The organism is Paenibacillus sp. IHB B 3415, from assembly GCF_000802655.2.
GTDB classification, from domain to species: Bacteria; Bacillota; Bacilli; order Paenibacillales; family Paenibacillaceae; genus Paenibacillus_AQ; species Paenibacillus_AQ phytohabitans.
Map to the genome: position 1 here is coordinate 94,886 of NZ_JUEI01000020.1, position 13,541 is coordinate 108,426.

11 protein-coding genes are annotated in these 13,541 nt (G+C 51.7%); all 11 read left to right on the forward strand.

What is annotated here, in order from left to right:
- The first annotated feature begins 71 nt into the window (after positions 1–71).
- The 11 genes from QW71_RS11275 to QW71_RS11325 all read left to right on the forward strand — a co-directional run bounded on the left by QW71_RS11275 (position 72) and on the right by QW71_RS11325 (position 13,521).
- Positions 72–1,604, forward strand: a complete 1,533-nt coding sequence (locus tag QW71_RS11275; RefSeq protein WP_039297515.1) for a helix-turn-helix domain-containing protein — start codon at positions 72–74, stop codon at positions 1,602–1,604.
- 212 nt (positions 1,605–1,816) lie between these two features.
- Complete coding sequence (locus tag QW71_RS11280) at positions 1,817–3,514, forward strand: extracellular solute-binding protein (protein WP_083442508.1); 1,698 nt, start codon at positions 1,817–1,819, stop codon at positions 3,512–3,514.
- Entirely contained in the window at positions 3,511–4,401 is an 891-nt protein-coding gene (locus QW71_RS11285; RefSeq protein ID WP_039297518.1) for a sugar ABC transporter permease, read from the forward strand. Before QW71_RS11280 ends, QW71_RS11285 begins: the two co-directional genes overlap by 4 nt.
- A 15-nt stretch (positions 4,402–4,416) precedes the next feature.
- Complete coding sequence (locus tag QW71_RS11290) at positions 4,417–5,298, forward strand: carbohydrate ABC transporter permease (RefSeq protein WP_039297521.1); 882 nt, start codon at positions 4,417–4,419, stop codon at positions 5,296–5,298.
- A 57-nt stretch (positions 5,299–5,355) separates the two neighbouring features.
- A complete protein-coding gene (locus QW71_RS11295; protein WP_083442509.1) occupies positions 5,356–7,146 on the forward strand; it encodes a sensor histidine kinase in 1,791 nt (596 codons plus the stop codon).
- Between the two features lie 232 nt (positions 7,147–7,378).
- Positions 7,379–8,245 carry a carbohydrate ABC transporter permease gene (locus tag QW71_RS11300; protein WP_039297524.1) on the forward strand — a complete coding sequence of 289 codons (867 nt, stop codon included), beginning with the start codon at positions 7,379–7,381 and terminating at the stop codon, positions 8,243–8,245.
- 55 nt (positions 8,246–8,300) lie between these two features.
- Positions 8,301–9,134 carry a carbohydrate ABC transporter permease gene (locus QW71_RS11305; protein ID WP_047013745.1) on the forward strand — a complete coding sequence of 278 codons (834 nt, stop codon included), beginning with the start codon at positions 8,301–8,303 and terminating at the stop codon, positions 9,132–9,134.
- Positions 9,135–9,180: 46 nt separating this feature from the next.
- A complete protein-coding gene (locus tag QW71_RS11310; protein WP_039297531.1) occupies positions 9,181–10,341 on the forward strand; it encodes an efflux RND transporter periplasmic adaptor subunit in 1,161 nt (386 codons plus the stop codon).
- A gap of 50 nt (positions 10,342–10,391) precedes the next feature.
- Positions 10,392–11,717, forward strand: coding sequence for an ABC transporter substrate-binding protein (locus QW71_RS11315; RefSeq protein ID WP_235441445.1), 1,326 nt, complete (start codon positions 10,392–10,394; stop codon positions 11,715–11,717).
- Between the two features lie 24 nt (positions 11,718–11,741).
- On the forward strand, positions 11,742–12,440 hold the full coding sequence (locus tag QW71_RS11320; protein WP_039297534.1) for a response regulator transcription factor: 699 nt from the start codon (positions 11,742–11,744) through the stop codon (positions 12,438–12,440).
- On the forward strand, positions 12,433–13,521 hold the full coding sequence (locus QW71_RS11325; RefSeq protein WP_039297537.1) for a HAMP domain-containing sensor histidine kinase: 1,089 nt from the start codon (positions 12,433–12,435) through the stop codon (positions 13,519–13,521). The genes QW71_RS11320 and QW71_RS11325 overlap by 8 nt, the downstream gene beginning before the upstream one ends.
- The last annotated feature ends 20 nt before the right edge of the window (positions 13,522–13,541 follow it).

Sequence of the window (13,541 nt, forward strand, 5' to 3'; positions counted from 1 at the left end):
CCTCATGGTGTAGGCTTCAATGAAATGATAACGTTTACTTATAATTCTATCAGACATCAGGAGGGAACTCTATGTTTACCATATTGATCGTGGATGATGAGAAAATTGAACGGGACGGCATCCGGGGGCTGATCGCTGACATGAACTACGAGCTGCGGGTTATCGAAGCGGAGAACGGGGAGAAGGCGCTGGAGTATCTTCGTCTGAACCCGGTGGACATCCTGCTCACAGATATCAAAATGCCCTTCATGGGCGGTCTGGAGCTGGCGGAGCAGGCCAGCCTGGCGCAGCCCTCTCTGGAAATTATTATCTACAGTGCCTACGGGGAATTCGACTATGCCCGCCGGGCGCTCTATACCAATGCTTCCAGTTATCTGCTGAAGCCGATTGATATCGAGGAGTTCGCCGGGGTGATGTCAGGCGTGATACAGAAATGCGCGGATAAGGCCACCCAGCAGCGCCGCACTGCCGAGCTTATGCAGGGGTATCAAAAAGGCCTTGAGTATGAGAGGGAGAAGTGGCTGACCGATGTGCTGAACGGGGTTCAGGGGATCGCGGATGATGCCGCACTGCCGTTCAGGGGGCAGCCGGCCGCTCTGCTGCTGATTGATTTCAAGGAGCGTTTCTTTGACCGCAGCTACGAGGCATTTGAGCAGGCGGCGGAGCAGCTCACAGCCGGTGAATATGAGCTGCTGAACCTGAATGAATATCAAAGTGTGCTTATGGTCCCTTGTCCGGGCAGCGGCGGACAGAAGAGGATCAGGGACATGAGTGAAGCGTTGGCGGAGCGGATCGCGGAACGCTTTTACCGGCATTGCTGCATCGTCTACAGCCGTGTGATCTCCGATTGGCAGGAGGTTTCGGCGTGTTATGAGCAGATGGAGCAGACACTGGACTACAAATTCTTTTTTGAGGATACGGTGGTGCTGTTTGCCGGAGATGACCTTGCAGGCCGTGTCCCTGAGTTTGTCAGCACCGAGACGCTGATGGCGGATATCAACCAATTCATTACCCATGGGGAATATGCAGGCGCTGCCAAAAGCATTGAGCTGCTGTTCAGCCACTTGAGCCGGAACGGCGGTTCTTCTGCAATTTATGTCAAGTATCTGTGTTCGGACCTGGTGCGGAATGCGTTTGAACAGTCGGCCCGCAGGCAGAAGGCGGATTTCCAGCAAACGGTGGAGCGTATCTTCAAAAGCGATTCGATTCTCGGGGTGAAGCAAGTGCTGCTGCAGGCGCTCTCGGAAATAGAACCGGACAGCGGCCCTCCCGATGAGAGCAGACGCCATATTGTCCAGCAGGTCATCCGGATTGTGGAGAAGGATTTCAGGGAGGATATCAGTCTGGAGGTCATCGCCGGGCGCGTATCGCTTAATCCCAGCTACCTGAGCCATTTGTTCAAGAAAGAAACCGGGCAGAGCCTGATTAAATTCATCACTCAGCAGCGTCTGGAACGGGCACGGCATTTACTGGACAGCACCAATATGAAAATCGTCGATATCGCCGAACATGCTGGCTATTGGAGCTCCTCCTACTTCTGCCAGACCTTTAAAAAATATTACGGCATCAGTCCGCAGAAATATCGTGAAATACTGGACGAATAACGGCACCCAGGGGATGGGCAGCGGCCGGAGGGCCAAACATTCTCTGGAGTCACGGCCATCCCAGATCATAAAACTTACATGTTCTATCTATGTAGCTTCCAAATTAATTGACGCGTATCCAAAGAATTTGGGATTTCGCTCCCTTCCAGGCTAATTTACAATTTAACTGTAAGCATGAAAGCGTTTTATAACAAAGTTTGGGAGGGGCATCTATGAGATTGAAGAGAATTCGTGTTATGGCTTTGCTGCTGTCTATGGTATTGGTGCTGGGAGTGCTGGCGGCCTGCGGAAGCAGTCCAAAGGAGGAGAAGGTAGCTGCGCCCGCCGGCAGTGAGTCCACGAATGCCGGAGGCAATGAACCATCCGCCACCGCCAAGGAGGAAGATGGACCCTTCAGCAAATATGAAGAACCCGTTACCGTGTCTCTGGGGAGACAGGGCGTATCGGGGAATAACCTGCCGGCAGGAGATACGCTGGAGAATAACAAGTATCTGAAATATGTCGAGGACCGCTTGAACGTAAAGGTGAAATACGATTTCTCGGTGGAAGACCAGGATGCGTATAACCAGAAGGTTACCCTGGCAATCTCAAGCAATTCCCTGCCTGACATTCTGGTGGTGGATGAGCAGCAGTTCAAGAGAATGGCCAAAGCGGGTATGCTGGCCGATCTGACTGAATTATACGATCAATATGCCTCGCCGCTGATTAAGGATTATTACAACTCCTACACGGGAGACCGGGTGCTGAACACCGGAAGAATCGACGGCAAGCTGATGGCGCTGCCCAATACCAACATCGACGGCAATTATCAGCTCCTGTGGATTCGCCAGGACTGGCTGAACAAGCTGAAGCTTGAGCTGCCTAACACCATGGATGAGCTGAAGACTGTGATCAAAGCGTTCAAGGAGCAGGACCCTGACGGTAACGGAAAAGCGGATACCGTTGGTCTGCTTGGCGATAAAAGTGTGGTCGCAGACGGCGGCTTCTTCACCTTCGATCCGATCTTCAATGCCAATCATGCCTATCCGAAGAACTGGTTCAAGGATGAGGGAGGAAACATCATCTACGGCTCCACGACTCCAGAGACCAAGCAGGCGCTCTCTGAGCTGAGAGAGATGTATGCGGACGGGTTGATCGACAAAGAGTTCCTGACCCGGAAGTACGAGGATAATGCCGGGCTGGTGTCAGGCGGCCGGGCCGGTATCCTGTTCGCCCCCTGGTTCGGAGGCTGGGCGTTGTCTGATGCGGTGAAGGCCAACCCGGAAGCGGATTGGGTGCCGCTGGCTGTGCCGCTGGACGGGGAAGGCAAACGGAATATCGTGCCATCCACGCCGTCGGGAACCTTCATGGTGGTGAACAAGAAGGCGGAACACCCCGAAGCTGCTTTGAAAATGCTCAGCGTGGAGTATGAAGGCATCCGCCTGCTTGATCCGGCAGCGCAGGAGCTGTATAAGGATCTGGGTGTAGGCTGGCTCAATTATCCGATTAATGTGCAGCTGGATTATCAGGATTCCCTGGCACGTGATGTTCCGATCTATGAGAAGGCGATTAAGGATAAGAATCTGGACGGCCTGCCGGCCCGCATCCTGCCGAGAGTCAAGGCGGTCTTGAAGAATAATGAGAATCCGAAAAAGGATATTCCCGCTTATGCCGATTCACTGGCCTTCTATACTGCCGCCTCCATCACCGGAGCGAAAGAAATTGTGAAGGTGGAGCCTGTGTTCTACGGCAAGACCGAAGCGATGCTTAAAAAGGGAGCCAATCTGGAAAAACTCGAAAACGAGACCTTTTTGAAAATCATTACCGGCACTTCTCCCCTTGAAGAATTCGACAAGTTCGTGAAGACCTGGAAGAGCATCGGAGGGGATGAAATCACCAAAGAGGTTGCTGAGGCAGTTGAGTCACCATGAGAAGCAGAGCTTCCATCTGGAATTACCACCTGATGCTGCTCCCCGGCATATTGCTGCTCATAGCATTCAGTGTAGTTCCGATGTTCGGAATTGTGATTGCCTTCCAGGACTTTCAGCCTACGCTGGGCATCTTCCACTCGGATTGGGTGGGCTGGGAGAATTTCGAGTATATGTTCAGCCTGCCGGACAGCAGGCTGATTCTCGGAAACACCCTGAGCATTGCACTGATGAAGATCATTGCCGGATTGACCGTTCCCTTTGTGTTTGCCCTGCTGTTCCATGAAGTAGCGAATATTAAATTCAAGCGCACCATCCAAACGATTGTGTACCTGCCGCATTTCATGTCCTGGGTTATTCTATCGGGAGTGCTGATTAACCTGCTCAGTCTGGACGGCATTATCAATCAGATGATCCAGTGGTTCGGCGGCGATCCGATTATGTTCCTTCAGAGCAATCACTGGTTCCGCTTTGTGATCGTGTCGAGCGATGTGTGGAAGGAATTCGGCTTCAATACGATCATCTACATCGCTGCCCTGACTTCAATCAACACCAATCTGTACGAAGCAGCCGCCATTGATGGAGCGAACCGGTTCCAGCGGTTAACCAATATTACGATTCCGGGCCTGATGACCACGGTGATTCTGCTGGCGACCTTAAGCCTCGGCAATGTGCTGAATGCGGGCTTCGAGCAGATTCTCAACCTGTATAATCCGATTGTGTATGAGTCGGGGGATATCATTGATACTTATGTATACCGTTCAGGATTGCTTGAAATCCAGTATGGACTGGCAACAGCGGTAGGCCTGCTCAAATCGGTCGTAAGCTTTGTGCTGATTGCCGCTTCCTATGGTCTGGCTGCCCGGTTTGCCAACTACCGTATTTTCTGACAGAGGTGATTTGCTGTGATCCGCGGAACCAACCGGACTGTTGATTTTGTGATTTATTGTATTCTAACCGTGATTGCTTTTCTCTCCTTGGCCCCCGTACTGAATACCTTGGCTATTTCGTTCAGCGGCAAGGTGGCGGCCATGTCGGGTCAGGTCTTCTTCTGGCCGGTTGATTTCAATCTGGAAGCCTATAAGTCGGTAATCAGTGACCGGAGCTTCTTCACTTCCTTTGGCGTATCTGTGAAAAGAGTGCTGCTCGGAGGAGCCATCAATCTGCTGGTTACCGTGCTGATGGCCTATCCTTTATCGAAATCGAACAAACATTTTCCGGGCAGAAATATCTATATGTGGTTCGTTATCTTCTGCATGCTGTTCAACGGCGGGCTGATCCCGTGGTATATGACGATCAATACGTACGGGCTGCTCGATTCCATCTGGGCGCTTGTGCTGCCTACCGCCGTTCCGGTATTCAATGTGATACTGCTGATGAACTTCTTCAAGGGCGTTCCGAAGGAGCTGGAGGAGGCTGCCGGGATGGATGGGGCGGGAGCGTGGAGAACACTGGTGACGATTTATATCCCCATCTCCCTGCCCTCACTCGCGACAGTCACCCTGTTCTCGGTCGTCGGTCACTGGAATGCGTTTTTTGACGGCATGATCCTGATGAACCACAAGGAGAATTGGCCGCTGCAAACGTATATCCAGCAATTGATTATCAGCGTGAATTCGATCATGAACACTACCGACCCGGAAGAGATCAAACGTCTGTCGAATATGTCGAGCCAACTGCTCAATGCGGCCAAGGTGATGGTCTCGATGATTCCGATCATGCTGATCTATCCGTTTCTGCAGCGGTATTTCGTCAGCGGAATCGTGCTCGGCGCCGTCAAAGAGTAATCGTAAACTGCATGGAAGCGGGTGTCCCGTAAGCCGGTAACGGCTGGGGGCACCCCTTTGTTGTTTGGGGCAGAGCTCATGCAGCGGGCCGCTGCTTTTACAGATTGTTATTTGCCGGGGTCAATGCTACGTTATAAGGACAAGAGGCTTAAGACAGGAGGGGTAGATCTGGAGCGATTGGGCCGGTTCATCAGGAATTTAAGAATTAAGCATAAGCTGTTTGTCTCTTATTTGCTCGTTATCATTATTCCGCTCAGTGTGCTTGGCTGGTATTCGTATGACCAATCCAGGAATCTGCTCGTTCAGCAGGCCCGGCTGACCTTAACCGACAATGTGTCGGAGATCGCCGCCAATCTGGATTATAAGTTCGGCAAGCTTAATGCCGCGCTGGATTCGTTCACTTTCAACTCCAGTGTGGTGTCCGTCTTCAACAATGATTACTCCGATAATTATTATTATATGTACAATGATCTGAACACCATCGTGGAGCCGCTGTTCAATACGCTTCTGTTCCTGAACGAAGAGATCCGCCAGTTGACGGTGTATACAGGGAACAACATCACGGAACGGAAGAATACGATTCTGCCGATTAGCAGCGTATCCGGGAAGCCCTGGTATGAAGCGGCGATGGCCAGCGGCCAGACGCATTGGATTAAGGAGGGTACGGCCTTGTCTGCGGTGCGGAGAATGGTGGGCGGCTCGGGAACGCAATATGACAATCTGATCTACTTAGGCTTTGACAGCAAGGAAATTTTTGCGGGTCTGACCAATGTGGTCTCCGGTGAGTACGGCGCTCTGGTCGAGAATGGAGCGGGGGAGCCTGTGTTTGACTATCACAACGGGCTTCCGGCCTTTGAATCGGCTAAGGCAGCGGAAGCGCGTGCGAGCGATTTCATTGTGATCTCACAGGCACTGGGCGTGACGGGCTGGAAGCTTGTCTTTTATATGCCCAAGAACTCGATCGGTGTCGATGCCAAGACGATTCTCCGCGCCACCATGCTCACGGTCGGGATTTGCCTGCTGATTCTGGTGCCTGCGGTCTGGCTGTTGTCGAATGCTTTCGTGAGAAGGATCTACCGTCTGAACCGCACGATGAAAAGGGTGACCCGCGGGGACCTGCATGTGGATATTGTGGTCGATTCCAATGACGAGATCGGCGAGCTGACCTCGCGGTTCAAGGATATGCTGCAAAGTCTGAATGAGCTGTTCAATGAAGTCTACCGCAGCAAGGTTGTGCAGAAGGACGCGGAGCTGAAGGCGCTGCAGGCCCAGATCAATCCGCATTTTCTCTATAACTCCCTGTCGCTGATCAACTGGAAGGCTATAAGCATTAAAGCGTATGACATCAGTAAAATTACCACAACCCTCTCGAAATTTTACCGGACGACCCTGAACAGGGGGCAGGATGTCATCAGCGTTCATGATGAACTGGAAAATACGAAATCTTATATTGATCTGCAGCTGATTATGCATGACCACAGCTTCGATGTAGTGTACGAGGTGGACCCGGAGGTGCTGGGCTACCATATGATCAAGCTGATTATGCAGCCAATTGTAGAGAATGCGATTGAGCACGGCGTGGACAACAAGCGGGAGGGGCGCGGCAGGATCAGCCTGCGGGCTTGCTTCGAGGAAGATACGATTGTATTCGGCATTGAAGACAACGGTCCGGGAATGACTCAGGAGACGATGGATACGGTATTAAGCAGGCAATCCAAATCGTATGGACTGTTCAACGCCCAGGAGAGAATCCGGATTTATTTTGGCGAGGCGTACGGGATCACGATCCACAGCGAAATCGGCCAGGGTACGACCGTGACGGTGAGAATTCCCAGGAGGGAAACGTAAAGAATAGGCAAAGTATGTCATTTGAAAATTCCTGATTCTGTGAAGATAATAAGTATAATTAATGCGCATAAATAGCTGCGAATGGATGAGGCATCCGTTTGCGGCTTTTTTGTAATGTGGCGGGCTGCGGTAGTTTGCTTTGGGAGTTTCAGAGAATTTAAGAAAGTTTTAATATTTACCCGACTTCTTCTTAAACAGTTTTTCCTATTCTTGAGGACAGGGAGGGAGCAACTTGAAGAATTGGGCCCGTAAGGATTCATCGATTGCATGGTTATTTCTGGCACCCAGCGTGGCAGGGTTTGCACTGTTCTACCTGATTCCGTTTGGCATGGGCGTATTCTACTCCTTCATGGACCGCATGGTGGGCGGGCATTATGTGGGACTGCATAATTACCGGGAGCTGATTGCGGGCGATTCCTTCCGGAAGGCAGCCTCGGGTACCTTCTATTTCAGCCTGGTGAGTGTTCCGCTGCTGATTGTACTGTCGCTGGGGTTGGCGCTGCTGCTCAATAGAAGCTTGTATTTTCAGAAATGGCTGAGAACTGCATATGTACTCCCGCTTGTCGTTCCTGTCGCCTCCATTATCTTGGTCTGGCAGATCCTGTTTGACTGGAACGGGGCGCTGAATGCCTGGATGAGCGGATTCGGCTGGGCGCGGGTGGATTGGATGAAGACGGAGGCAGCGCGGAATGTAATCATAACGATGTATGTATGGAAAAACATCGGGTATAACGTGATCCTATTCTTGGCCGGACTGCAGCAGATCCCGAGAGATTACTACGAAACCGCCCAGATTGAAGGGGCTGGCCGACTAAGGCAGTTCCGGAGCATTACGCTGGTCTATTTAACATCCACGATGTTTTTTGTCGTCATTATGTCGATCATTAATTCCTTCAAGGTATTTCGGGAGACGTATCTGATTGCCGGACCCTATCCGCATGACAGTATCTATATGCTGCAGCACTTTATGAACAATATGTTCCTGTCGCTCGACCTCCCGAAGATGACGGCTGCGTCCACCTTAATGGTTGGCGGCATTCTTATCATCGTACTCGGGTTGTTCGCAATGGAACGCCGCTACCGGCGATATATGGAATAGAGGTGGAGAGGTCTTGCCAGTTGGTAAAGTCATACACAAGCTAGCGTTAACCGTCATGATGGGAGCGATTGCTCTCGTAATGTTGTTCCCGATTGGGGTGACCCTCGTCAATTCGTTCATGAGTACCCGTGAAATAGGGATCAATTACGGTCCTGTCGGACAAATGAACAAGGTTATGGAGGGGAGAAACGATCCGTTTGCAAATTTAAAATGGCTGCCGGATCAGGTATCTCTGGAGCAATACGGCAAGGTGTTGATGGACAGCCCGCTGTACCTGTCGATGTTCTGGAATTCGGTATTCCTGGTGGTGCCCATCATTGCCGGACAGACGCTTATAGCTGCGCTTGCTGCCTATGCGTTCTCCAAGTTGAGATTCCGGGGGCGGGAATTCATGTTTCTTATCTATGTCCTGACGATGCTCATGCCCTTTCAGGTGACTCTTGTGCCCAATTACATCATGGCGGAACGGCTGGGGCTGCTGAATAGCTCAGGTGCCATTATCCTGCCCGGTATTTTTGCAGCCTTCGGTGTATTCATGCTCAGGCAGTTCATGCTGGACATTCCGTATGCCTATATCGAAGCGGCCAAGATGGATGGCGCCGGACATTTACGGATTTTCTATACCATTATTGTTCCAATGGTTCAGCCGGGCCTGGCCGCACTCACGATTCTGTTATTCGTCGATTACTGGAATATGGTGGAGCAGCCGCTGATCTTCCTGGACGACCCGCTAAGGCAGCCCCTATCGGTCTATCTATCCGATGTCAGCAGCGAGAAGGGACTTGCCTTTGCCGCTTCTGCCATCTATATGGCTCCGATGGTCCTTCTCTTTCTGTATGCGGAGACGTATTTCATTGAAGGTATCCAATTGTCGGGGATCAAGGGGTAATGTCCGCGTGTGAAAGACTTTTATGGAAGGAGGAGAAAGACGGGATATGGAGATTACAGGTGTGCCGGCAGACCGCAGGAGCAAAAAAAGGATCGGAACGGCTTTCCTTCTGCTCTTGGGCGTGCTGCTCTTCTTTACCTTCTTCAGCAATACGCTGCAGACTTTGACCTTGCCCAAAGTGACGACGGTCAAACTTGAGAGCCGGAGCCTTGAATTTACGCTGGAGGGCAGCGGGGTGCTTCGGCCCGTGAGCGAAGCGCGTCTCCTGAATTCCAGCGGATGGAAGGTCCGGCAGATTCTTGTGAAGGAGGGAGACAAGGTCAAGAAGGGGCAGAAGCTGATCCTCTATGACAGCCAGACAGCCGAATCAGAGCTGCAGGATGAAATCTCGCTCCTGGACAAACAGGAGATCGCACAGCAAACCCTGCAGGATCAGTTCATTCAGACGTACCTGGAAGGGGATGAACTCCAGATTCGCAAGGCCAGACGCGAGATTGAAGCGGGCAAGCTGGATCAGGCCACACAAGCGCGTAAAATTGCCGGGCTGAGAGAAAAGTTAACCAGTGAGCAGCAACTGAAGGCTCCATTCGACGGGATTGTAACCCGGCTTAATGCCATTCAAGGGATGCTGTCTGCGGGGGAGCCGGATCTGGTCATCTCCAATAGCAGCAAGGGGTATCAATTTGATTTTACGGCGGATGCGGAGCTGTTATCCAGTCTCGGGGTCTCCTTAGGAGAGAAGCTAGAGGTGGAGCTTCAGAGTCCGGAGGGGCCACAAGCCCGCTCCGTACAGGGGAAGGTTACGGAGATCAAGGATGTTCAGGCGCGTATCGGCAGCTCACCAGCTGAGGAGAACGGCAAGACGGAGGAAATCCCGCAAAAGAATGTTTTTATTGTGCTGGAGGATGATTCGCTTAAGGGGGGTGAGCAGGTTCAGATCAAGCTGAAGAAGCCTTCTCTTCAAGAGGGGCTGGTGGTCCCGAGTGAGGCTATCCACCAGACAGGGGAGCGCAGCTATGTGTACAAGATCGAGGAGCAGCGGGGGGCGTTAGGCAATGTGTTCGTAGCCCGCGAGGTTCAGATCCGGTCCAGTGCCACCAATGGTATAGACAGCGTCATCCAAACGGATAGCCTGTATGAAGATGAAATGATTATTCTGGAGAGCAGTGAGCCCTTACAGGACGGGAATCGCGTACGTCTTCAGTAAGCAGTATTTGTACGACATACAATACGAAGAATCATAGGAGGTATTTATAGATGAAGATGAAGATGAAGAAGAGTTGGCTGGGCGTGAGCCTTGCTTTTACCACCCTAATGACTGCATGCAGCCCTGGGAGCAGCGGGGAAGCTTCGAGCACAGGCGGGAAGACGATCGTTACGTTATCCGTTAAGCAGGACACTGAATTCTACCGTGCTGTAGAGCAGAAGTTTGAAAAGGCCTATCCTGAGATTGATTTGCAGATTCAGGCTTACAAGGGGATCGGCGAGACTATGGAAGGGCCGGATTATGAGAAATATTTGAAAAGCACCGGTACGGCACTGCTCTCGGGAAAAGGAGCCGACATGTATGAAACAAGCAGCCTGCCTGTCAGTGAATACGTGAACAAGCAGCTATTTCTTAATATGGAGGATTACTTGAAGCAGTCGCAAATGCTGAAGCAGGGTAATCTTGCGATGAATGTGCTGAATGCCCTGAAGCTGAATGGCGGCACCTATATCATTCCTTCGGGGTACTATCTGAGAGCGTTCATTGGAGATGGGGAAGCGCTCAAGCACGCGAACATAGACGATAAGAGCTGGACTTGGCAGGAATTCAATGCGATTACCAAATCAATGATTGAAGCCGAGCAGAAGGCAGGCTCCGGTCACCGCTATGCGATCTCGGAGAATCCGCCGGAGGTCCTGCTACAGGAGATGGTGGTGGACGGCTATAACCAGTTTGTAGACTCTGCTGCGCGGACAGCCAAGTTTGATTCCCCTGCATTCATATTTATGATGCGGCAAATTAAAGAGATGTATGACGATGAAGTGATGACCTCCAAGCCGGCGGAAGCCGGGAATCAATTGTTCTATTCCGCCGTTCTGCAAACCCCGGCCGATTTCGTCAATGTTCCGTATACTTATTTTACCAATCCAAAGCTGCTGCATAAGCCGCATAGCGGAAGTTCCGGCGCCATGCGGATTATTCCGATCTCCACATTTGCGATACAGGCCAAATCGCCGGTTGCAGAACAAGCCTGGAAGTTCATGGAGTTCCTGCTCTCTGATGAAGCGCAGTCCCTCCAGAGCAGAGAAGGCTTCTCCCTACTTCAATCGGTGAATGACAAGCAGCTCAGCGAGCTTCAGCAGCAGGTGAAGAGCGGGACGTATAAGCTTCCAAGCGGCAAGCCTGTAAGTGTGCCTGACGGGCAGTTCAAGGAATTCCAAGAGATGATGAATACTGCGGATAACTTCGCCATGCTGGATGTCAAGATTCTCTCCATTCTAGGAGAAGAGACAGGTGCCTTCTTCAGCGGTCAGAAGACAGCGGAGGAAGTGGCGAAGCTGATTCAGAACAAGGCGACCACATACCTGAACGAATAGATCTAGGCCTAGGAGGGTCACGGTATGAAGAGAGTCACTATTCTGATCGCAGAGGATGAGAAAGAGATTGCCGACCTGGTGGCCCTGCATTTGCAGAAGGAAGGGTATCACTGTATCAAAGTATCTGATGGCAAAGCGGCGGTGCAGGCAATTCAGTCACAGTCCATCGACCTGGCGATCCTGGATATTATGATGCCGGAGCTGGACGGGTACGAGGTCACCCGCCAGGTGCGGGTGAAGCATAATCTGCCGATTATTTTTTTGAGTGCCAAGACCTCAGATTTCGATAAGATTACCGGCCTTGTGATGGGAGCTGACGATTATATGATCAAGCCCTTCAATCCTATGGAGCTGCTGGCCCGTGTCAATTCTCAATTGCGGCGTTCCTTGCAGTTCAGCCAGCCTTCGGCCGCCCATCAGACTTCGGTGCTGGAGGTGGGCGGGCTGGTCATCTCCCCTGACCGGCACACCATTACGCTGTATGGAGAGGCGATTGACCTTACACCGAAGGAGTTCGATATCCTATATTTGCTGGCTAGCCACTCCAAGCAGGTGTTTAGTGCAGAGAGTATATTTCAGCAGGTATGGGGTGAGGCGTACTATGAAAGCGGCAATACCGTGATGGTACATATCCGCACCCTGCGCAGGAAGCTGGGAGAGGATCAGAATAAGGACCGGTTTATCAAAACCATCTGGGGTGTCGGGTACACGTTCAATGCCTAAGAGACTCCGGGGCTTCAGAGCCAGATTGGTCCAGTTACTGGGCGTAAGTATGCTCTTGTCAGGCAGTATTATCTATGGACTGTTCAAGCTGCTTCAGCTCTATTACGCCGGAGTCCGGTGGGAGGACCCGGAGGCAGAATTACGCCGGATCATCTTCAGGATCGGAGACTTCAATGTGTTCCTGATGCTGTTTATCCCACTCATGCTGATATTCTTCTTCAAGTTCACCAAGCCATACATCCGCTACCTTGACGAGATTTCCAAGGGGATTCATCATCTGGCTAACGGAGAATTTCAGAATCAGGTGCAGATTGCCTCCAGGGATGAGTTCAGCGCAATCGCCGAGGATTTGAATGTGGCAGGGGCTAAACTGCAGGAGGCGGTGCAAAGAGGCGATTTCGCCGAGAGCAGCAAGGACCAGCTTGTCGTCAATTTGGCGCATGATCTGCGCACACCGCTCACCTCCGTGCTCGGGTATCTGGATCTGATTCTTAAGGATAAGCAATTACCTATCGAGACGATCAGACATTTCACGACCATTGCCTTCACCAAGTCCCAGCGGCTGGAGAAGCTGATTGACGGGCTGTTCGAGATCACCAGGATGAACTATGGCACGCTGCCTATGGTGAAGACGTACCTGGATCTCAGCGAGCTACTCAGACAATTGAACGAGGAGCTGTACCCGGTATTCGAGCGAAATGGCCTGACCTCCCGGCTGAATGTTACTCCGGGCTTAAGCGTCTATGGGGATGGGGATCTGCTGGTACGTGTATTAGGGAATCTGCTGACCAATGCCGCCCGTTATGGGCAAGAAGGCGTATATGTGGATATTACCAGCCGTCTCGATTCAGGCGTAGTAGCGGTTGAGGTGATCAATTATGGAAATCCCATTCCGCCGGAGGAGCTGCCGCATATCTTCGAGATGTATTATTCGGGGGACCTGGCGAGGACTCATCAGGAGGGCGGCACCGGTCTCGGGCTGTTCATTGCGCGTAATATCGTAGAGCAGCATGAGGGGAGCTTGTCTGTAGAGAGCAATGAAATATGGACAAGGTTCGAGATGCGGCTGCCGCAAGCTTAAGCGAAGTTAAGGGAGGAGAG